This is a genomic window from Chelativorans xinjiangensis (assembly GCF_009812055.1).
GTDB lineage: Bacteria > Pseudomonadota > Alphaproteobacteria > Rhizobiales > Rhizobiaceae > Chelativorans > Chelativorans xinjiangense.
This window is the reverse complement of record NZ_WQNH01000009.1, coordinates 1-18,412: the sequence shown is the minus strand read 5'-3', so window position 1 is coordinate 18,412 and position 18,412 is coordinate 1. Positions and strand designations below refer to the sequence as shown.

The following is an 18,412-nucleotide window of genomic DNA, read 5'->3' as shown; positions in this document are numbered from 1 at the left end:
AGACCAGTTCATCGATTCCATGAAACGATGAACTGGTCTAAGGGCGCCGCCCTCAATCGAACAGGCTCGACACCGATTCTTCCGTCGCCGTGCGCGAGATCGCCTCGCCGATCAGGTCGGCGATGGTGACGACGCGGACGCTCTTCGACGCCTCGACGGCGGAGGTGGGCTGGATGGAGTCGGTGATGACCAGCTCCTTCAGCTTGGACGCCGAAATGCGTGCCACGGCGCCGCCTGAAAGCACGCCGTGGGTGATGTAAGCCGTTACGCTGGCGGCGCCGCTGTTCAAAAGCGCCTCGGCCGCGTTGCACAGCGTGCCGCCGGAATCGACGATGTCGTCGATCAGCATGCAGTCGCGGCCGCGCACGTCGCCGATGACGTTCATCACCTCGGATTCGCCCGGCCGGTCGCGGCGCTTGTCGACGATGGCGAGCGGCGCGTCGATGCGCTTGGCGAGCGCGCGGGCGCGCACCACGCCGCCGACGTCCGGCGAGATCACCATCACGTTTTCCAGCTTGTAATGCGCCTTGATGTCGCGCGCCATCACCGGCACGGCGAAGAGGTTGTCGGTCGGGATGTCGAAGAAGCCCTGGATCTGGCCGGCGTGCAGGTCCAGCGTCAAGACGCGGTCGGCGCCGGCGCGGGTGATCAGGTTGGCCACCAGCTTGGCCGAGATGGGTGTGCGGCCGGAGGTGCGGCGGTCCTGCCTCGCATAGCCGAAATAGGGAAGCACCGCCGTGATCCGCCGCGCCGAGGAGCGGCGGAAGGCGTCGATCATGATCAGCAGTTCCATCAGGTGGTCGTTGGCGGGATAGGAGGTGGACTGCAGGACGAAGACGTCCTCGCCGCGCACGTTCTCCTGCACCTCGACGAAGATCTCCTGGTCGGCGAAGCGCCGCACCGTGGCTTTTCCAAGGGAGATGTTGAGATAGCGGGCAACGGCCTCCGCCAGAACCCGGTTGGAATTGCCCGCAAAGAGCTTCATGGAATGTTCCCGGCCAGCGCCTCGACTTCTGTCCGGCTTTTAGCGGGGTGGCCGGCTATTGCAAGCATCGGCGGAAAAAATCCTCCGCCGAAGTGAATGCTTCCTCGGCCGCAGCCTCGATAGCTCCGCTCCCGATGTGCCGCTGGTAGCCAGGAGTTGTCTCTCCGCCAATTTGTACGTGTTTGACATATTCTGTTTTATTGTGGTACATGAATGTATAACTCAATGTTTACCACTGGTGGGGCAGGTAGCATGAGAAGTAGTAGTATATGCGTTTCAGATGGGCCTACTGATGTTCTTAGGTTTGTTGATTTAACTGAAGAGTATTTACTTAATAAAAACCCAAATTACTTATTTCTTGATGAAACTTTGTTGTCTAGTATAAGGCGCCGGAGCCGCTCTGATATCTCTTTTTTTTCTCCACGAAGCTGGAGGACGCCCATAAAACGACTACAGGTTGCAGCGATGCGCAACCTTAAAGGTGTACCGGATGAAACGACTGTACGCGGGATCGCACGGGAAGTCGCAGCCTGCGCGTCCACAATCACGAACGGCAAGCCATACGACTTTATTTGTGGTGTGCCAGGCGGGAGTTCCTCCAAGAAGGAGAATTTCGGCTCATTGGTCGCGCGCTACGTCGCCGATGAGCTGAACATCGGATACTGCGCGCCTCTCATCACGAGGGTGGCGGGAGGTCGCTCATCCAGTCATCCGAAACAGAGTATGCATTTCAGGTCGAGTTACGTGGGACACGCGCTCGAAGGCACCTTTGGATTGCTGGTAGACGACGTTGCCACAAGCGGCGCGCATTTCGCGGACTGTGTCAAACAGTTCAGAAGCCACGGAATCGCGGTGGTCTGCGTCTCCTGGATCAGTTGATGGCTGGGTGAGCGCGGTGCATGGGTTTTGTTCCGGAACTGCCGTCAGCCCGTGCCCCGCGTAAGCCACGCCGCCAGATCGTCGATGGTCCTGTCGGCGATCGTCTCCATCGTTTGGCCGGTGACCGAGGACCAGCCGTCGCCCTGGGCGCCGGGCACCTTCTGCTGGCCCTGGATCCTGTGCAGGCGGTTGCCCGAAGGGTCGAGCACGTCCCAGACATAGATGACGGTGGTCTCGTTGCCGTCGGCGATGGCGGAGAAATAGCCCTTGACGATATGCGTGGCGCCGGAGCCCTGCACAATGGGAATGCCGCGCTGGCGGGCACGTGCGGAAAGCCGGCTGGAAAGCGGGGGCAGGGCCTCCTCGGTGGCGCCGATCACCGGGGCGAACTGCACGCGTGCGTCGGTGCTGACGGCGGCGACCGCCTGGCCTTCCTGCGCCGCCTGCGCGCCCGCCTCGCTTGCGGAGCCCGCGGCGCCGGCATCGCCTCCTTGCGCCTCTACCGCCGCAATCCCGCGGCCGGGCTGCGGGTTGAGGCCGTTGACGTCCGTTCCCGCGCAGGCGCTGAAAAGCGGCGCCAGCAGCATCAGGCCGATAATCGTTGCAAACTGCCTCATTCCGTTTCTCTTCCCCGCTTCAAGCCCATTCGCGCTACCGCAAAAGTCTTACTTAACGATCAATTCGAGCCCGTGGCGAGAAAGCGGCGCCGGCTCGGCTTCCGTGGTCAGGTAGGTACGGCCAAGGCACATGGCGCAGCCCGATTCCGAATCCATGATGATCATATGCGCGAAGAGCGTCATGTTCGGCGCGATCTGTTCCGGACTTCCACTGTAGAACATCGGCGGGTCCATCCAGGAGGGCGCGAAGCGCGCGCCCAGCGAATAGCCGCAGGCGCTCAGACGGTGCTTGGTCAGCCCGTGCGCTTCCATCTCCCGGGCATGGGCGTCGAAGACGTCGCCGAAGGTGTTGCCCGGCGCCATCGCCTTCTCGCAGGCCACAAGCGCGTCGCGGGCGGCCTCGAACAGCTCCTGATGCCGCTTGGAGACCTTGCCCGTCAGCACCGTCTGCATCATGGCGGCGTGATAGTGATGGTAGACGCCGGCCCACTCCAGCGTGAGCTGGTCGTTCTTGGTCAGCTTCCTGCGCCCCGCCTTGTAGCGGCACAACAGCGCGTCGGCGCCCGAGCCGATGACGAACTCGTTGGCCGGGTAGTCGCCGCCGCCGGCGAGCACCGTCCCCTGCATGGCCGCCAGGATCGCCGCCTCGTCGCCGCCCTGCTTGATCAGCGGAAGGGCGGCATCGAACGCGTCGTCCGCGAGCTTTGCCGCGCGCTTGACCTTCTCCGTCTCGGTCGGGCTCTTCAGGAGCCTGAGGCGGGCCGCCACATCTGAGGCATCCTCGATCTTGGCGAACGTCTGCAGCTGCTCGTCGAGCATCCGCCCGTTCTTCGCCGTCAGCCCGTGCGTGTCGTATTCGACGCCGATGCGGCATCCCAGAAGATCGAGGTTGTTCAGGAGATCGCGCAGCTCGGTGGCCGGATTGGCGCCGTGACGGTCGTTCCACACCACGATATTGTCGATGATGGAGGTATGGCGCGCCTGCCTGAGGTCGGCCGAGCGGGTCATGAGCACCATCTCGCCGTCGGCCTTCACCACCAGGCACTGGAAGAAGCAGAAGCCGAAGGTGTCGAAGCCGGTCAGCCAGTACATGCTCTCCTGGGCGAAAAGCAGCAGCGCGTCCAGCTTGCGCTCGGACATCTCGATGACCAGCCGGTCGCGGCGGGCGTCGAATTCGGCACGGTCGAAGTGAAGCGCCATCAGAACTCCTCCAGGCATATCGCCGAAATCTGGCGTCCGTAATCGGGTTCGCCGCGATGGGTGGCGCGGCGATAGGAATAGAAGCGCTCCTCGTCCGCGTAGGTGCAGCGGTCGAGCATCCCTGCCGTCACGCCGGCGCGCGCGAGCCGGTCGAGCGTATAGCGGTTCAGGTCGAAGAGGGCATGGCCGGGCCGCGCGGAGTGACGGAAATAGCGCGCGTTCCCGGCATCGGCATCCGTGAAGCGCTCCCGGTATTCCGGCCCCACCTCGTAGTTGTCCTGGCTGATCGCCGGCCCCAGCACGGCGATGATCCGCTCGCGCTCGGCGCCCAGGCGCTCCATGGCGGCAACGGTGTTCTCCATGATGCCCGTCAAGGCGCCCTTCCAGCCGGCATGCGCCGCGCCGACGACGCGCGCCTCGGCATCGGCGAAAAGCACCGGCCCGCAATCGGCCGCCAAAACGCCGATCGCCAGCCCAGGCAGCCGCGTCACCATGGCGTCGGCCTTCGGCCGCACCTTGCCCAGCGGCGCCTCGACCACCATCACATCGGCCGAATGGCACTGGTGCAGCGTGCACAGGTTTTCCGCCGGCACGCCCATCCAGGTCGCCACCCGGTGCCGGTTCTCCAGCACCGCCTCGCGCGAATCGTTCGAGCCGAGGCCGATGTTGAGGCCGCGATAGATACCCTCCGACACACCGCCGGCGCGGGTGAAGAACCCATGCTTCACGCCCTTTGCGCGTGCGCCGTCGAGGAGGGGCGACCGGAGCGGTTCCGGCTTCGTCATATCCAGCATGCGCCGCCTTGCGATCCTGCTTCGTTCGGCGGCGGATCGTGGGGCAGGGGAGGGGGCAAGTCAATCCGCGTCGAGGCGGGGCGGTGCAATCGCCTGGGGGTAATGGGCTTCTCCTCGGGGGCTTGCACTTGGCGCAGTATAAGACTAAGTTTGTATGACTAAGTCTATAGGTAGAACCCATGCGCACTGTGAACATCCACGAAGCGAAGACGCATCTGTCGCGCCTGATCGAACGTGCTGTTGGTGGCGAGCCCTTCATCATCGCCAAAGCCGGGAAGCCGCTGGTGAAGGTGACCGGGTTGGCCGCCCCCGGCGCCGGCGAGATCCGTCGGTTGGGGTTCCTTTCCGGCCACATAAAGGTGCCGGACGATTTTGACCGCATGGGCGAAGAAGAGATCGCCGAGCTTTTTGGCGACGAGCGTTGAAACTGCTCCTGGATACACAACTGCTCCTGTGGGCGGCAGGCGAGCCCGACCGTCTTTCCGCGGCAGCTCGGGAATTGCTGGAGAAGGCCTCGAACGAGCTCGTCTTCAGCGCGGCAAGCCTCTGGGAGGTCACGATCAAAAGCAGTCTAGGCCGCAGGGATTTCCAAGTGGATTCCAGCGTTCTGCGCCGCGGGCTCGTCGATAACGGCTATCTCGAACTGCCGATCACCAGCGAGCATGCGACAGCCGTAGGCAGTCTCCCGCCAATCCACAAGGATCCGTTTGACCGGATGTTGGTCGCGCAGGCGACTGTCGAGGGGATCACGCTGCTGACCGCCGATTCGTATCTGTCACGGTATCCGGGGTCGGTGCAGCGCGTGTAGAGCCCTCCAGCTCGATCACCCGAACACTCCGCTAGCCACCCCCGCCGAACGGCGGAACGGCAACGCCCCTCGGCATCACCGCAAGCACCTTGAACAGCGTCCCCATCGCCTCCGGTCCTGCCAGCCGTTCGACCTCGCCGCGGATGCGCTCCTGCTCCTCTGCGCTCCTTTCCGCGCCCAGCCGCCCGGCGCGCTCCAGGAGCCCCAATCCCAGGAGAAACGCCCCCTGCGGCATCAGCCACGCTCCCAGCCCCTCTCCGCCGGCAATCCTCGCAAGCGCCGCAAAATCCACATGCGCCGTCAGATCCGCCTCGCCAGGATGGGCCAGGGCATCGTCATAGGCATGGCGGCGCACCGCCTGCAACGTATCGCCCAGTGCCGGCCCCTCGTAGCCGTAGTCGATGAAAAGCCCGGCGCCGCCTTGCGCCGCCAGCCGTCCGGCAATCGTCTCCATCAGCGCCTCGCGCGACGGGGCGGCCTCGAAGACGGCGCTCTCGGGCGCGGCGTCGGCTCCTGGCGGAAGCAATGTCGGGTCCGGAGCCCCGGCGCCGGCCATGAAGGCAAGCGCCCCGTCCTCGCCGACACCCACCACCCGCTCGCGCCAGCCGGCGGCGCTTTTCACGTACTGGTGGATGGGCAGGGCGTCGAAGAGCTCGTTGCCGACGATGAAAAGCGGCCCCTCCGGCAGGTCTTCCACGCGCCTGTACCACTGCGGCCGCCCATATGCTCCTGGCGCAGGCACCCCCGAAAGCATCTCCTTCTGCACGGCGGCAAGCCGAGGGCTTGCCTCGATCATGGCGACATGCCGCGCGGCAAAGCCGCGGTCGAGCCGGTCGAGCGCGCGCAGCATGTCCTTCATCAGCGTGCCGCGGCCGGGGCCGATCTCGGCGATGATTGCGTCCTCGGGCGCGCCGCAGGCCTGCCACGCCGCATAGAGCCACACGGCGACAAGCTCGCCGAACATCTGGCTCACCTCCGGGGCGGTGATGAAGTCGCCGCCCCGCCCGAAGGGCTCGCGTGCCGTGTAATAGCCGTGCTCGGGGTCGAACAGGCAGAGCGCCATATAGCCGCTGATGCTCATCGGCCCCGCTGCCTCGATAAGACGGGCGATCTTTTCCTTCAGCTCGGTCATGGCTCCTGGCGTGCCAGTGGTCTGCCCCAAACAGATGATACCATCTGTCAGGATCGCACCACTAGGGCAGGCTCGCGTGCCGTCATCATGGCCCAGAGGCCGACCAGCACCATCGGCGTCGACAGCACCATGCCCATCGTCAGCCAATCGCCCGCCAGATAGCCGATATGCGCGTCCGGCTCGCGGAAGAACTCGACGAAGATGCGTGACAACCCGTAGCCGGCGATGAAGGCGCCGCCGACGAAGCGCGGCGTCTTCAGCCTCAGCCGCGAATGGGTCAAAAGGCGAAGCACGAGGAAGAGCACCAGCCCCTCCAGCGCCGCTTCATAGATCTGGCTCGGATGGCGCGGCAGCGGCCCGCCATCGGGGAAGACGATGCCCCAGGGCATGTCCGTCGGCCGGCCCCAAAGCTCGGAATTGATGAAGTTCGCCAGCCTTACCAGGCCGAGGCCCACGGGCGCGGTGGCGGCGATGGTGTCGATCATGCTCCAGGCGTTGATGCCGCGCGAGCGGGCGAACAGCACCATGGCGAGGATCGTGCCCAGCATGCCGCCGTGGAACGACATGCCGCCCTGCCACACGGCGAAGATGTCGAGCGGATTGGCCAGGTAGCGCGGCAGGTCGTAGAACAGCACGTAGCCGAGCCGCCCGCCCAGCACCACGCCGATCGCCGCCCAGACGACGAAATCGTCGAGGTCCGTCGGCTTCATGGGCGGCGTGTCGTGCGCCCACAGGCGCTCCGTCGCCACCAGCCGCTTGGCATACCACCAGGCAAACAGGATGCCGGCGATGTAGCCGAGCCCGTACCAATGCACCGCAAAGGGCCCGATCTGGAAGATCACCGGGTCGATCTGCGGGAAGGGGAGTGCGGCCAGCGGCAGGAGAAGATAGTCGTTCAATCGTGCCTCCTGTTTCGCGCCGCCGGCGGTCGGTCGGCATCCGGTATGCGTAAGGCCCGGCGCGCGGTCAAGCGTCGGGTGGTGAATTCGGATGGTGAATAGTGAGTAGTGAATAGTGAATGGGAGTTCGGGAACAGGCTGCGAGCGCCTCCCGCCGGCTTCTATTCACCACTCACTACTCGCTATTCACTATTCACAATTCACTCCCCACCACTCCCTTCTCTCCGCTTGCATTCGCCGCCGCCCGGCCCTACCTCAAATCATGGGATCAGGAGAGGCGACGACATGACCAACGGCACGAACCGCATCCTCGATGAATTCGCCAAGATGATGACCGACGCGGCCGGCGCCGCGCAAGGCGTCCGCCGCGAGTTCGAGACGCTCTTCCGCACCCAGGCCGAGCGCATGCTCCACTCCATGGACCTCGTCCAGCGCGAGGATTTCGAGGTGGTGCGCGAGATGGCGATCAAGGCGCGCGAGGAGAACGCTGCCCTTCAAGCACGAATCGAGGCGTTGGAGGCCCAACTTCCTGCCGGCGAAGGAGGTGGGAAACCGGCCTCCGGCGGGCGATCCAAAAAATAATTTGTTGCCGTCGCCAGCCTGTGTGCAATTGCAAAAAATGCTGGCGCGAGAGTCGCTTAGAAGCCGTGGGCAATCGCGTCGCGGAGCGAACTATCCACACCGTCGATTGTCTATTCGAAAAAAGGACTGGCCACGGCTTCTCTCATCAATAGACTGAATTTGCTACATGATTCGAAACAGTCATGTGCCGGGCTGGGGCGGGCCCGTTCTTTAAGTCTCTCGTTTCTCTCTCGCTCCGCTCAGTATCGAATTGCGTCGGTCGCGTGCTTCAAAACCGCATGTGCCAGATGGCGGGGCGCGCAGCGCCTTCAAAAACGGGAAAGCAGATTTATGAGCCTTCTTGAACTCGACATGGCGCGTGACGCCCATCCGGTTGATGTCATCGAGCATGTCGCCCACACGAACGACTGGAGCTTCGAGCGCAACGGCGACGACGAGATTGCCATCTCGGTCGCCGGCACGTGGACGGACTACCAGGTCTCCTTCTCCTGGATGGAGGAGTTCGAGGCGCTGCACGTTGCCTGCGCTTTCGACCTCAAGGTGCCGGAAGGCCGCGCGCTCGAGGTGATGCGGCTCCTCTCGCTCATCAACGAGCAGATGCTGTTCGGCCACTTCGACCTTTGGGAGCGCGAGGGCGTCATCATGTTCCGTCAGTCGCTGGTGCTGGCCGGCGGCGTGGAGCCGACGGGGCTGCAGGTGGAGGTGATGCTCAACAGCGCGCTCGAAGCCTGCGAATGCTACTACCAGGCCTTCCAGTACGTCATCTGGTCCGGCACCTCGGCGCAGGACGCGCTCCACAGCGTTCTGTTCGAGACCTTCGGCACGGCGTGAGCGCAATGAACGGCGGGAAGGCACCGGAAATCGGCTTCGGCGATTTCCTCAAGGTAGACATCCGTGTCGGCACCGTCGTCGAGGCCGAGCCCTATCCGGAGGCGCGCAAGCCCGCGTTCAAGCTGAAGATCGATTTCGGCCCTGAGATCGGCATAAAAAGATCCTCCGCCCAGATCACCGTACACTATACGCCGCAAGACCTCGTCGGCCGCCAGGTCATGGCGGTCGTCAACTTCCCCCCGCGCCAGATCGGCAAGTTCATGTCCGAGGTGCTCACGCTGGGCTTCGCCGACGAGGCAGGCGCGGTGGTGCTTGCCGCGGTGGACAAGCAGGTGCCCAACGGCAGCCGGCTGCATTGAGTTTTTCCTTTTTGCCGGCTTCGCCGGAACCCCCACTCTCAATCCCTCCCCTCAAGGGGGAGGAGGCAGGCCGAGCACGGCTTCGTCCCCCTTGAGGTGAGGGGTGAGGGGTGAGGGTTCTATCAAGGACTCAGAACCCACATGCGATAGTCCTGCCCGCAAGGAGCAAAGGCATCCTTCAATCCAGATATTTCCAGCTCTCAGCCCCGTCGAAGTGCCGCACCCTGATGCCGGCGATCCTCTCCGGGTCCATCAGCCGCGCGTTGACCGCCATGCGCTCCGCCCCTTCCTTCCGCACCGGCTCCCAATGCGTCGTGCATCCGCAGGTCGGGCAGTGGTGGAATTCCAGCCCGCGGTCGCCCCAGAGATAGGCGACCGTCGTGCCCGCGCCCTTCACGAAGGTGACCTTGCTCGGGTGGTAGTAGGACCAAAGCGTCCCCAGCCGCCGGCAAATCGAGCAATTGCATTCGTTTAGCCAGGCAGGCTCTACCGACACTCGAATCTTTACCGCGCCGCAATGACAGGTCGCTTCGAGCATGGTCCGGTCTCCCGTTTTCCCTAAGCCGGCACCCGGACAATCACCCTCAAGCCCCCCAGCGGGCTGTCTTCGAGCGTGATATCGCCGCCGTGGCCGCGTGCGATGTCGCGGGCGATCGACAGGCCGAGCCCGGTGCCGCTTTCGTCCTGGTTGCGCGCCGCGTCCAGCCGCACGAAGGGTTTGAAGACGTCCTCGCGTTTTTCTGCCGGGATGCCGGGGCCGTCGTCGTCGATGGTGATGACAAGGCTCCCGTTGCCGTGCACGGCATCGACGGAGATGGTGGAGGCATAGCGGAAGCCGTTGCTGATCACATTGGTCAACAGCCGCGAAAACGCGTTGGGGCGTACCAGCACTTCGCGCTTGCCCGACAGCGAGGCCTTGAACCCGCAATCCATCAGCCGCGCCTCTTCCCGCATCTTGTCGAAAAAGGCGGCGAGGTCGAACTTGCCCGGGTCCTCGGCGGCCTCGCCGCGGGCGAAGGCGAGATAGCCTTCGAGCATCAGGCGCATGTCCTCGATGTCCTGGTCCAGCGCATGGATATCCGCCTTCGACTTGGCCAGCGCAAGCTGCAGCTTGAAGCGGGTGAGGATGGTTCTGAGGTCGTGGCTTACCCCGGTCAGCATGGCGGTGCGCTGCTCGATCTGGCGCTCGATGCGCTCGCGCATCAACAGGAAGGCGGAGCCGGCGCGGCGCACCTCCTCGGCCCCGCGCGGGTGGAAGCCGCTCGGCGTCGGGCGCCCCTTGCCGAAGCTGTCGGCAGCCTCGGCCAATTGCAGGATGGGCCGGATCTGGTTGCGCAGGAAGGCGACGGCGATGGTGAGCAGCACAAGCGAGGTTCCCACCATCCACAAGAGGAAAATGGACGTATTGGAGGCATAGGCCTGGCTGCGCCGGGCAAAGACGCGCAGCACCTTGCCTTCGAGCTGGATGCGGATCTCGATGATGTTGGAGTTGCCCACGGTATCCAGCCAGAACGGCCGGTTGATCAGGCCCGTGATCTCCTCGCTGAGCGCCCGGTCGAGGATGGAGAAGAAGGGTTTCGGCCCCGGCGGGGGCAGGGGGTCCGGCGGCTCGATGCTGATCTGCAGCCCCAGCCGCTCCTGGGCAATGCGGATGACCTCGGAATAATCTACGTCCTGTTCTCCTCCCTCTCCCTCTCCGCCCCCCTCCGGCGCATCCTCATAGGTCTCGATGACGTCGATGACGGCGGCGATGTCGCGCGTGACGGCCTGGGAGAGGCGCTGCGTCACCGTCTGCCAGTGGCGCTCCATGAAGACGAAGGCGATCACCGATTGAAGCAGGATCATCGGCGCGATGACGATGATGAGCGAGCGCGCGTAAAGCCGCTTCGGCAGGTAGCGCGACACGCCCCGCCCCGCCCGCCGCCACAGTTTGCGCGCCGCATGCAGCCCGCGCACCACGCGCGCCAGCAGGTCGTCTCTCTCGCCCCAGGATAGATCGTATCTTGCCATTCACTCTTCCGCGTGCTGCGGATGCCGGAGCTCCTTGAGAAACCGGCAACGCTCGCACTGGCGCATTACCCCGCCGCGGCGGCCCGCGTAAAGCGGGACGTCGCCTGCGTCCGGCAGTCTAGCCGCGTTTTCCGGCAGCGTCACGGAGGTCGAACCCTATCCAGCCATAGGCGTAGCCTGAAAAAAATGTCGGATCGGCACCGGCCTATCGTCCTGTGGCCGCAAGCGACGCTGCACGGCATACCGCAAGTGGTCCGACCCAAACAGATGGGTACCATCTGTCAGGATCGCACCACTAAGTGGTGTCCGAACGATGATTGTGAAGACCAAGGGGACAATCGGACATGTCTATTCCTTATCGTTGGGTGATCGTCGGCGCGGGCGCGCTGATGACCTGCGTCGCCATCGGGGCGATGTTCTTGCTGGCGGTTTTCCTCGACCCGATGTCGACCGAGACCGGCTGGTCGCGCGCCGCCATATCGAGTGCCATGACCCTCAATGTCCTGGTGATGGCCCTCGGCAATTTCGGCTGGGGCATGGCAAGCGACCGCTTCGGCACGCGCATCGTCGTTCTTGCCGGCATAAAAAGCCCGCACGTGCAGGGCCGTTTCCGCCTGCGGGCGGAAACGGCCCGCTTCGTCCTTGAAAGCCTCGTCCTTGAAACTTGCGACGTTCGCACCCAAATTTTCTGTGTCGGTCGCCGAGAATGGGGCCGACACCGTCAAGGGGCGCCAGCTCTTTGGCGCCCTCGTACCATGTTGCTCGAACGAGGATATGGCTATGAGGACGTTCGACCTTTCTTCTCTCTCTACCGGTCAAGCATCGGCTTTGACCGGATACCCGGTCTGCCGGAAAATCCAACCCCGTTCGCAGACCGTCGACAACTGGCCTCCCTACGACATCGCCAAGACCTGCGACAACGCCCACGCGCCGTCTGCGACCCTGCCGAAGACCGAGCAGGCGCAAGCAGCGCGGGCCCCGTTGCCTGTTGAATGAAAGGAGCAGTCGTCATGGCAAACGACGTTACACGTGGTACCCAGGAAACCGCCCTCGACGTGGTCAACCTCGTCGTCGGCATCGGCCTGATGCTCACGCCCTGGATGCTGGGTTACACGGCCGAAACGGTGGCCGCCTGGAACGCCTGGGTGGCCGGTGCCCTCATCGGGCTGGTCGCCATCGGAGCCCTGGTCTCGTTCGCCGAGTGGGAGGAATGGGCAAACCTCGTCCTCGGCATCTGGGCGATCATCTCGCCCTGGATCCTCGGCTTCGCCGTGATCACCGCCGCCGTCTGGGCGCATGTGATCGCCGGGTTGATCGTCGCCGTGCTCGCGGGCCTGGAGTTGTGGTTCGCGCGCCACCGGACATCGGCGGCCTGACCGGCGTTCTTCCCGCCGCTCGCGGGTATGCCCCGACCGCCCCGGCGGTCGGGAAGGATGTATTTTGCGTGGCTGGAGGGGGTTCCTTCCGGGTGCAAACCACATGGACATGCCCCGGCACGGCGGCGTGGAAACGGCGCCCCTTCGCGCCCCCCTCTGTCCTGCCGGACATCTCCCCCACGAGGGGGGAGATTGGCCGTCGCGGATGGCTTCGCCAATCGTCAGCGTTGCAGGAGAGGCGCCGGAGCAGGCGGCCAAGGCAATCTCCCCCCTTGCGGGGGAGATGTCCGGCAGGACAGAGGGGGGCGCGAAGGGGCGCCGACACCTCCAGAAATCGCCTTAACCAGCCCTACTCCACGCTCAGTCGATACCCCACCCCGCGCACGGTCTGCAGCCATACCGGGTTCGACGGGTCGCGCTCGATCTTGCGGCGCAGGCGGTTGATCTGCACGTCGATGGTGCGCTCGCCCACTTCCGATTCATCGCCGACGAGCTCGTGGCGGGGGATGGTCTCGCCGGCGCGCTCGGCGAAGATGGCCATGATCTCGCGTTCGCGGTCGGTAAGCTTCAGCGGCTCGCCGGCGCGCTTCAATTCGCGCCGCGGGATCTGGAACGTGTAGGGGCCGAATACCACCTGCTCCAGCTTGGGCGGCATCTGCTGGCCGCTGCGGCGCAGGATGCTGTTGACCCGAAGCACCAGCTCGCGCGGGTCGAAGGGCTTCGGCAGATAGTCGTCGGCGCCGGCTTCCAGCCCGGTGACGCGGTTCTCCGTCTCCGAGAGCGCCGTCAGCATCAGGATGGGCATCGTCTTTTGCGTCCGCAGACTCTGCGTCAGCGCCACGCCGTCCTCGCCCGGCATCATCACGTCGAGGATGATGAGGTCGAAGTCCAGCCCTTCGAGCTTGCGGCGCGCTTCCGACGCATCGCCGGCGATCGTCACCCGGAAGCCGTTTTCGCCCAGAAAGCGGTGAAGAAGCGTGCGGATACGCTTGTCGTCGTCGACGACAAGCAGATGCGGGGCGTCGTCGGGCAGCGCGCCGTTCGGCAGCACGCCTGCGCCATTTTCGGCAACGTTGCCTTCGATCATTCCATCTTCCCTCTCTCGCTCGTACGGTCGCCGCCGGAAGGCGGCCTGTCGACCTGCGCCCTGAGCTCCGGGTTCACCATCGCCTTCAGGAAGCGCTCGAGGGCGGCACGGTCCTCAATGCCCGCCTCCTCAAGTGCCGCATGGATGCGGCGGGACTGTGGCAAGGCCAGCGCCAGGGCGAGCGCATGGCCTTTCTTTGTAGCGTAGAGCTCGCGCTGGCGCCGGTCCCGCGGTCCCTGCACCTGCACCACATAACCGGTATCGATGAGCTGCTTGAGCACACGTGCGAGAGACTGCTTGGTAATTCTCAGCACTTCAAGAAGTTCCGCCACCGTCAGTCCTGGCCGCCGGTTGACGAAGTGCAGCACCCGGTGGTGCGCCCGCCCGAAGCCATAGCGTGCCAGGATCGCGTCGGGGTCGGAGGTGAAGTCCCTGTAGGCGAAGAAGAGGAGTTCGATGATGGCGAAATCCACCTCCTCGTCTTCCCGTGTCGCCTCCTGCGGCTGGCTCGGCTTCATGGGCCTTTTCATCATGGGGCTTTTCATCGTTGTTTTTCCCGGTGAACGAAAATTATGTCAGCCATATTGACATAATTAAGACCGTTTGATAATTTTTGCCAAGCTTTTCGGCCCATGGCGAACAAAAAGGTGCGTCGAGGCGGGTTTTCCGGAACTTCCTGCAAATGCGTTTGCTTCGGGATGCGGTGTTCCGGCATAATCGGTTTTTCGCCGGTTTCGTATTGGGTGTTGTTCAGGGCGTGTTCCCGCAGGAGAGGTTACGATGGCATCGGTTCCTTTCGACCAGCTTGACGGCTTTATCTGGTTCAATGGCGAGTTCGTCAAATGGGCGGATGCGAAGGTGCACGTACTCACCCACGGGCTGCACTACGCGAGCGCCGTCTTCGAGGGCGAGCGCGCCTATGGCGGCGAGATTTTCAAGCTCACCGAGCATACGGAGCGTCTGCACGAATCGGCCCGCATCCTCGGTTTCCGCATCCCCTTCAGCGTCGAGGAGATCGACGAGGCGTGCCGGCAGCTCCTCGTCAAGCAGGGGCTTGAGGACGCCTATGTGCGCCCCATCGCCTGGCGCGGCAGCGAGATGATGGGCGTTTCGGCGCAGAACAACCGTATCAACCTCGCCATCGCCATCTGGGAGTGGCCGAGCTACTTCGATCCGGAACAGCGGCTGAAGGGCATCCGTCTCGACATGGCCGAGTACCGCCGCCCCGATCCGCGCACCGCGCCCTCGAAGTCGAAGGCCGCCGGCCTCTACATGATCTGCACGCTGTCCAAGCACGCGGCCGAGGCCAAGGGCTATACCGACGCCCTGATGCTCGACTGGCGTGGACGGGTGGCCGAGGCTACCGGCGCCAACGTCTTCTTCGTCAAGGACGGGGTGCTGCACACGCCCGTGCCGGACTGCTTCCTGGATGGAATCACCCGCCGCACGGTCATCGGTTTGGCGCGCCGCCGGGGCATCGAGGTGGTCGAGCGGGCCATCATGCCCGAGGAGATGGAAGGCTTCGAGCAGTGCTTCCTGTGCGGCACTGCGGCGGAGGTGACGCCGGTTTCCGAGATCGGGCCCTATAGCTTCCAAGTCGGTGAAATCGCTCGTCTTTTGATGAACGACTATGCCGACGAGGTGCGCCCCAGCCAGCGCATGGCGGCGGAATAGAGGCACTTGGCCCTCCAGCCGCCGGCCCCTGATCTTGCCCTCCCGTATTTGACTTTGGTCTAATTCGGCGTTTCATGATGGCGCCGGCACGCGAGGCCGGCGCTATTGGAGGGATAGTTATGGAAGCACTTCTTCCGATCATCGTGCAGGCGATCGCCGGCATCATCGGCGGCGAGGCCGTCGGTACGGCGTTCAAGAACGCGGCGATGGGACACGCTGCCAAGATCATCAGCGGCGCCGTCGGCGGCGTGGGCGGCGGCGTTCTGCTTTCCTCTCTCGGCGGCGATGCCGGCGCGCTGAGCGGCCTGTTGGGCGATGCTGTAGGCGGCGTCGTCGGCGGCGGTGTCTTGAGCGCGGTCGTCGGCGCTGTCATGGGTGGCATGAAGAAAAGCTGACCTTTCTCCGGGAAGAACGCGAACGGGCGGCTGGTGCCGCCCGTTCCGTTATAGATAGGGCAGGGGCGTTGGCGCCCCGTCTTCAGACTCAACAGAGAAGACACTGCCATGACCACCCTCAAAGCCGCCATCGTCATCGTCACGGTGTTCCAGCAGAACTGCGCCATCCTCTTCGATGACGAGGAAAAGAAAGGGGTGGTGGTCGATCCCGGCGGCGAGGTGGAGCGCATCCGCGCGGCCATCGACCAGGCAGGCGTGAGGATCGAGGCCATCTGGCTCACCCACGGCCATATCGACCATGCCGGCGGGGCGATGGACCTGAAGGAGGCGCTCGGCGTCGACATCATCGGTCCGCACGAGGCCGACCGCGAGCTGCTTATGAACCTCGAAACCCAGGCGCAGATGTTCGGCCTGCCCGGCCCGGTGCGCAACGTCACGCCCGACCGCTTCCTTGCCGAGGGCGAGACCGTCTCCTTCGCCGGCCACTCTTTTAAGGTTCTGCATTGCCCCGGCCATGCGCCGGGCCACATCGTCTTCTACAACGCCGATGCCAAGTTCGCCCATGTGGGCGACGTTCTGTTCAACGGCTCCATCGGCCGCACGGACCTGCCGGGCGGCGACCACGCCGCCCTCATCCGCTCCATCAAGGAAAAGCTTCTGCCGCTCGGCGACGAGATCGGCTTCCTGTGCGGCCATGGGCCGGGCGGCCGGTTCGGCGACGAGCGGCGAAGCAATCCGTTTCTGGTGTGAGGCTGTGCCGCTTACAGCATCGGCCCGGACATCTCCCCCACGAGGGGGGAGATTGCCTTGCCGCTTGCTTCGGCGCCTTTCCCGTAACGCTGGCGATTGGCGAAGCCATCCGCGACGGCCAATCTCCCCCCGTGTGGGGGAGATGTCCGGCAGGACAGAGGGGGGCGCGAAGGGCGCGGCGGTAAATCGTAACTGTAAAACTAGCGCAGCGTGCAGAAGTGGCGCTGGCCGTCATAGCCCATGAAGGTGCCCGAGTTCGCATCGAAGCTGCGGTAGCGCGCGTCGCAGGCGCGGTACCATTCGGGGCTCCAGGGCTCCAGCGTATAGCTTACCGTGCTGCGGTAGGTGGGGGCGGCGGGATAGTAATCGCGCCCGTAGCGGTAGCTGGGCTGCGGTGCCGGCCGCGGCGGGTCGATATAGACCCGTTCGGGCTGGCGCGGCTGCGTCAGGACACCGGCGGCAATCGCGCCGACCGCAAGGCCGATCACGCCGGCGGCCAGCATGTCGCCGTCGCTCCTCCTCTTCTTCCGCACGTAGTGCCGCTCGTACCCGCCATGGCGCTCGTAGCGGTGATGGTCGCCATAACCGCCGCGGCGCCAATCGCCGGCCTCGGCCGGGATGGACGTCAGCGCGGTGGCGGCGACAGCCAGGGACAGGACGCCGGTTTTGAGAATGTTCTTCATCGAACTCACCTCATCTTCAACACGCCGCCAGGGGGGATCGTTTGCGGCTTCAGGCGAGACCTAGCGCCCTCTTGCTGAACGGCACCTGAACGTAAATGCGGCGGAAACAGACGACTTTGTCACCCCCCTCGCCATCAGGACGAGAAGGATGGCCATATAGTCCCACCGCTCCGTCCGCTACCGCCTCTATCGCTATGATACTTTACATGCTGGGTCGGAAACTGCCGCCTGAAACTCAAATTCAGGATTTGCCCCTTCATGCGGCCCATGTTAGCTTTCCATTGTCTTTCGGCTTGCGAATTTTGATTCTCCGGATGGCAATTTAACTATACAATTATTATAGATATTAAAGGTTATTGCTATGATACGTAATATACCAGAGCTCTGGATTGCGCCGACAATAAAGAGGCTTCTGGCAATATGCCTGCCCGCCCCAGCGATACATGCCGCGGAAGAGAGCAACTCCGATGGTCCGGGCTTCCCGCGCGCCCCGACCGAAACGGAAGCCAACCAGGGGTCCGGCCATGGCGGAACCGAGGTTCTGGACAACGGGAACACCAGGATCGGCGATATGATCCTCACGGCGGAGCAGCGCCTGGTAATATGCCCGCCCGCCCCAGCGATACATGCCGCGGAAGAGAGCAACTCCGATGGTCCGGGCTTCCCGCGCGCCCCGAACGAAACGGGGGTCAACCTGGGGTTCGGCCATGGCGGACCCGAGGTTCTGGACAACGGGAACACCAGGATCGGCGATATGATCCTCACGCCGGAGCAGCGCCCAGCGCTTTACCCGAACGAAACGGGGGTCAACCTGGGGGCCGGCCACGGCGGACCCGAGGTTCTGGACAACGGGGACACCCGGATCGGCGACATGATCCTCACGCCGGAGCAGCGCCCAGCGCTTTACCCGACCGAAACGGGGGTCAACCTGGGGGCCGGCCACGGCGGACCCGAGGTTCTGGACAACGGGGACACCAGGATCGGCGACATGATCCTCACGCCGGAGCAGCGCGCGGCGCTTTACCCGAACGAAACGGGGGTCAACCTGGGGGCCGGCCACGGCGGAACCGAGGTTCTGGACAACGGGGACACCAGGATCGGCGACATGATCCTCACACCGGAGCAGCGCCCAGCGCTTTACCCGAACGAAACGGAGGTCAACCAGGGGGCCGGCCACGGCGGACCCGAGGTTCTGGACAACGGGGACATCCGGACCGGCGACATGATCCTCACGCCGGAGCAACGCCCAGCGCTTTACCCGAACGAAACGGGGGTCAACCTGGGGGCCGGCCACGGCGGACCCGAGGTTCTGGACAACGGGGACACCCGGATCGGCGACATGATCCTCACG

General features: G+C 64.3%; 22 protein-coding genes and 1 pseudogene. 12 read left to right on the top strand and 11 right to left on the bottom strand.

Annotation, left to right across the window (positions count from 1 at the left end; all coding sequences use genetic code 11):
* Positions 1-52 precede the first annotated feature (52 nt).
* Positions 53-985: a ribose-phosphate pyrophosphokinase gene (locus GM910_RS08280; RefSeq protein WP_159587054.1), complete on the bottom strand. Its 933-nt coding sequence runs from the start codon at positions 983-985 to the stop codon at positions 53-55.
* A gap of 465 nt (positions 986-1,450) precedes the next feature.
* On the opposite strand from GM910_RS08280, the gene GM910_RS08275 reads away from it, so the two are divergent.
* On the top strand, positions 1,451-1,864 hold the full coding sequence (locus GM910_RS08275; protein ID WP_159587053.1) for a hypothetical protein: 414 nt from the start codon (positions 1,451-1,453) through the stop codon (positions 1,862-1,864).
* A 44-nt stretch (positions 1,865-1,908) separates the two neighbouring features.
* Here the strand turns inward: GM910_RS08275 and GM910_RS08270 are convergent, their stop codons facing one another.
* From GM910_RS08270 to pgeF, 3 genes are read right to left on the bottom strand one after another with little or no spacing between them, the layout of a single operon-like run.
* On the bottom strand, positions 1,909-2,481 hold the full coding sequence (locus GM910_RS08270; protein ID WP_159587052.1) for a hypothetical protein: 573 nt from the start codon (positions 2,479-2,481) through the stop codon (positions 1,909-1,911).
* Between the two features lie 48 nt (positions 2,482-2,529).
* Positions 2,530-3,681, bottom strand: coding sequence for a M24 family metallopeptidase (locus tag GM910_RS08265; RefSeq protein ID WP_159587051.1), 1,152 nt, complete (start codon positions 3,679-3,681; stop codon positions 2,530-2,532).
* Complete coding sequence (pgeF, locus tag GM910_RS08260; RefSeq protein WP_159587050.1) at positions 3,681-4,475, bottom strand: peptidoglycan editing factor PgeF; 795 nt, start codon at positions 4,473-4,475, stop codon at positions 3,681-3,683. The genes GM910_RS08265 and pgeF overlap by 1 nt, the downstream gene beginning before the upstream one ends.
* Positions 4,476-4,654: 179 nt before the next feature.
* On the opposite strand from pgeF, the gene GM910_RS08255 reads away from it, so the two are divergent.
* A complete protein-coding gene (locus tag GM910_RS08255) occupies positions 4,655-4,900 on the top strand; it encodes a type II toxin-antitoxin system Phd/YefM family antitoxin (protein WP_159587049.1) in 246 nt (81 codons plus the stop codon).
* Positions 4,897-5,283, top strand: coding sequence for a type II toxin-antitoxin system VapC family toxin (locus GM910_RS08250; protein ID WP_159587048.1), 387 nt, complete (start codon positions 4,897-4,899; stop codon positions 5,281-5,283). The genes GM910_RS08255 and GM910_RS08250 overlap by 4 nt, the downstream gene beginning before the upstream one ends.
* Positions 5,284-5,314: 31 nt before the next feature.
* Here the strand turns inward: GM910_RS08250 and GM910_RS08245 are convergent, their stop codons facing one another.
* Together GM910_RS08245 and lgt are read right to left on the bottom strand one after the other, a co-directional pair.
* Positions 5,315-6,415, bottom strand: coding sequence for a class I SAM-dependent methyltransferase (locus tag GM910_RS08245; protein ID WP_159587047.1), 1,101 nt, complete (start codon positions 6,413-6,415; stop codon positions 5,315-5,317).
* A gap of 47 nt (positions 6,416-6,462) precedes the next feature.
* Positions 6,463-7,314 (bottom strand): prolipoprotein diacylglyceryl transferase, encoded by an 852-nt coding sequence (gene lgt, locus GM910_RS08240; RefSeq protein WP_159587046.1) that lies wholly within the window; start codon positions 7,312-7,314, stop codon positions 6,463-6,465.
* Between the two features lie 285 nt (positions 7,315-7,599).
* Here lgt and GM910_RS08235 point away from each other — a divergent pair, with 285 nt between their 5' ends.
* From GM910_RS08235 to GM910_RS08225, 3 genes are all read left to right on the top strand, one after another.
* Complete coding sequence (locus GM910_RS08235; RefSeq protein WP_159587045.1) at positions 7,600-7,896, top strand: accessory factor UbiK family protein; 297 nt, start codon at positions 7,600-7,602, stop codon at positions 7,894-7,896.
* Positions 7,897-8,226: 330 nt separating this feature from the next.
* Positions 8,227-8,727: a type III secretion system chaperone family protein gene (locus tag GM910_RS08230; protein WP_159587044.1), complete on the top strand. Its 501-nt coding sequence runs from the start codon at positions 8,227-8,229 to the stop codon at positions 8,725-8,727.
* A gap of 5 nt (positions 8,728-8,732) precedes the next feature.
* Positions 8,733-9,086, top strand: coding sequence for a tRNA-binding protein (locus GM910_RS08225; RefSeq protein ID WP_159587043.1), 354 nt, complete (start codon positions 8,733-8,735; stop codon positions 9,084-9,086).
* A gap of 178 nt (positions 9,087-9,264) precedes the next feature.
* Here the strand turns inward: GM910_RS08225 and GM910_RS08220 are convergent, their stop codons facing one another.
* Both GM910_RS08220 and GM910_RS08215 read right to left on the bottom strand, forming a co-directional pair.
* Entirely contained in the window at positions 9,265-9,624 is a 360-nt protein-coding gene (locus GM910_RS08220) for a GFA family protein (RefSeq protein ID WP_159587042.1), read from the bottom strand.
* A gap of 20 nt (positions 9,625-9,644) precedes the next feature.
* Entirely contained in the window at positions 9,645-11,096 is a 1,452-nt protein-coding gene (locus GM910_RS08215) for a sensor histidine kinase (RefSeq protein ID WP_159587041.1), read from the bottom strand.
* Positions 11,097-11,440: 344 nt separating this feature from the next.
* Between GM910_RS08215 and GM910_RS08210 the strand changes: the two are divergent.
* Together GM910_RS08210 and GM910_RS08205 are read left to right on the top strand one after the other, a co-directional pair.
* Positions 11,441-11,677 (top strand): annotated as a pseudogene (locus GM910_RS08210) (MFS transporter); the annotation flags it as partial.
* A gap of 429 nt (positions 11,678-12,106) precedes the next feature.
* Complete coding sequence (locus GM910_RS08205) at positions 12,107-12,472, top strand: SPW repeat protein (protein WP_159587040.1); 366 nt, start codon at positions 12,107-12,109, stop codon at positions 12,470-12,472.
* Positions 12,473-12,821: 349 nt separating this feature from the next.
* Here the strand turns inward: GM910_RS08205 and GM910_RS08200 are convergent, their stop codons facing one another.
* Positions 12,822-13,559, bottom strand: a complete 738-nt coding sequence (locus tag GM910_RS08200) for a response regulator (protein WP_159587039.1) — start codon at positions 13,557-13,559, stop codon at positions 12,822-12,824.
* Positions 13,556-14,089, bottom strand: coding sequence for a MarR family winged helix-turn-helix transcriptional regulator (locus GM910_RS08195; RefSeq protein ID WP_159587198.1), 534 nt, complete (start codon positions 14,087-14,089; stop codon positions 13,556-13,558). The genes GM910_RS08200 and GM910_RS08195 overlap by 4 nt, the downstream gene beginning before the upstream one ends.
* A 250-nt stretch (positions 14,090-14,339) precedes the next feature.
* On the opposite strand from GM910_RS08195, the gene GM910_RS08190 reads away from it, so the two are divergent.
* The 3 genes from GM910_RS08190 to GM910_RS08180 all read left to right on the top strand — a co-directional run bounded on the left by GM910_RS08190 (position 14,340) and on the right by GM910_RS08180 (position 16,378).
* Positions 14,340-15,233, top strand: coding sequence for a branched-chain amino acid aminotransferase (locus GM910_RS08190; RefSeq protein WP_159587038.1), 894 nt, complete (start codon positions 14,340-14,342; stop codon positions 15,231-15,233).
* A 119-nt stretch (positions 15,234-15,352) separates the two neighbouring features.
* A complete protein-coding gene (locus GM910_RS08185) occupies positions 15,353-15,628 on the top strand; it encodes a hypothetical protein (protein WP_159587037.1) in 276 nt (91 codons plus the stop codon).
* Between the two features lie 108 nt (positions 15,629-15,736).
* Entirely contained in the window at positions 15,737-16,378 is a 642-nt protein-coding gene (locus GM910_RS08180; RefSeq protein ID WP_159587036.1) for an MBL fold metallo-hydrolase, read from the top strand.
* Positions 16,379-16,578: 200 nt separating this feature from the next.
* Here GM910_RS08180 and GM910_RS08175 read toward each other — a convergent pair whose 3' ends face one another.
* Positions 16,579-17,061, bottom strand: a complete 483-nt coding sequence (locus GM910_RS08175; RefSeq protein ID WP_159587035.1) for a BA14K family protein — start codon at positions 17,059-17,061, stop codon at positions 16,579-16,581.
* Positions 17,062-17,632: 571 nt separating this feature from the next.
* Here GM910_RS08175 and GM910_RS08170 point away from each other — a divergent pair.
* On the top strand, positions 17,633-18,412 hold a 780-nt coding region (locus tag GM910_RS08170; RefSeq protein WP_159587034.1), incomplete at its 3' end, for a hypothetical protein.

Excerpts from the sequence above, each read along its gene's own strand:
- GM910_RS08280 (WP_159587054.1), bottom strand. The coding sequence starts at position 985 with ATGAAGCTCTTTGCGGGCAATTCCAACCGGGTTCTGGCGGAGGCCGTT.
- GM910_RS08275 (WP_159587053.1), top strand. The coding sequence starts at position 1,451 with ATGCGCAACCTTAAAGGTGTACCGGATGAAACGACTGTACGCGGGATC.
- GM910_RS08270 (WP_159587052.1), bottom strand. The coding sequence starts at position 2,481 with ATGAGGCAGTTTGCAACGATTATCGGCCTGATGCTGCTGGCGCCGCTT.
- GM910_RS08265 (WP_159587051.1), bottom strand. The coding sequence starts at position 3,681 with ATGGCGCTTCACTTCGACCGTGCCGAATTCGACGCCCGCCGCGACCGG.
- pgeF (WP_159587050.1), bottom strand. The coding sequence starts at position 4,475 with ATGCTGGATATGACGAAGCCGGAACCGCTCCGGTCGCCCCTCCTCGAC.
- GM910_RS08255 (WP_159587049.1), top strand. The coding sequence starts at position 4,655 with ATGCGCACTGTGAACATCCACGAAGCGAAGACGCATCTGTCGCGCCTG.
- GM910_RS08245 (WP_159587047.1), bottom strand. The coding sequence starts at position 6,415 with ATGACCGAGCTGAAGGAAAAGATCGCCCGTCTTATCGAGGCAGCGGGG.
- GM910_RS08235 (WP_159587045.1), top strand. The coding sequence starts at position 7,600 with ATGACCAACGGCACGAACCGCATCCTCGATGAATTCGCCAAGATGATG.
- GM910_RS08230 (WP_159587044.1), top strand. The coding sequence starts at position 8,227 with ATGAGCCTTCTTGAACTCGACATGGCGCGTGACGCCCATCCGGTTGAT.
- GM910_RS08225 (WP_159587043.1), top strand. The coding sequence starts at position 8,733 with ATGAACGGCGGGAAGGCACCGGAAATCGGCTTCGGCGATTTCCTCAAG.
- GM910_RS08220 (WP_159587042.1), bottom strand. The coding sequence starts at position 9,624 with ATGCTCGAAGCGACCTGTCATTGCGGCGCGGTAAAGATTCGAGTGTCG.
- GM910_RS08215 (WP_159587041.1), bottom strand. The coding sequence starts at position 11,096 with ATGGCAAGATACGATCTATCCTGGGGCGAGAGAGACGACCTGCTGGCG.
- GM910_RS08205 (WP_159587040.1), top strand. The coding sequence starts at position 12,107 with ATGGCAAACGACGTTACACGTGGTACCCAGGAAACCGCCCTCGACGTG.
- GM910_RS08200 (WP_159587039.1), bottom strand. The coding sequence starts at position 13,559 with ATGATCGAAGGCAACGTTGCCGAAAATGGCGCAGGCGTGCTGCCGAAC.
- GM910_RS08195 (WP_159587198.1), bottom strand. The coding sequence starts at position 14,089 with ATGAAAAGGCCCATGAAGCCGAGCCAGCCGCAGGAGGCGACACGGGAA.
- GM910_RS08190 (WP_159587038.1), top strand. The coding sequence starts at position 14,340 with ATGGCATCGGTTCCTTTCGACCAGCTTGACGGCTTTATCTGGTTCAAT.
- GM910_RS08185 (WP_159587037.1), top strand. The coding sequence starts at position 15,353 with ATGGAAGCACTTCTTCCGATCATCGTGCAGGCGATCGCCGGCATCATC.
- GM910_RS08180 (WP_159587036.1), top strand. The coding sequence starts at position 15,737 with ATGACCACCCTCAAAGCCGCCATCGTCATCGTCACGGTGTTCCAGCAG.
- GM910_RS08175 (WP_159587035.1), bottom strand. The coding sequence starts at position 17,061 with ATGAAGAACATTCTCAAAACCGGCGTCCTGTCCCTGGCTGTCGCCGCC.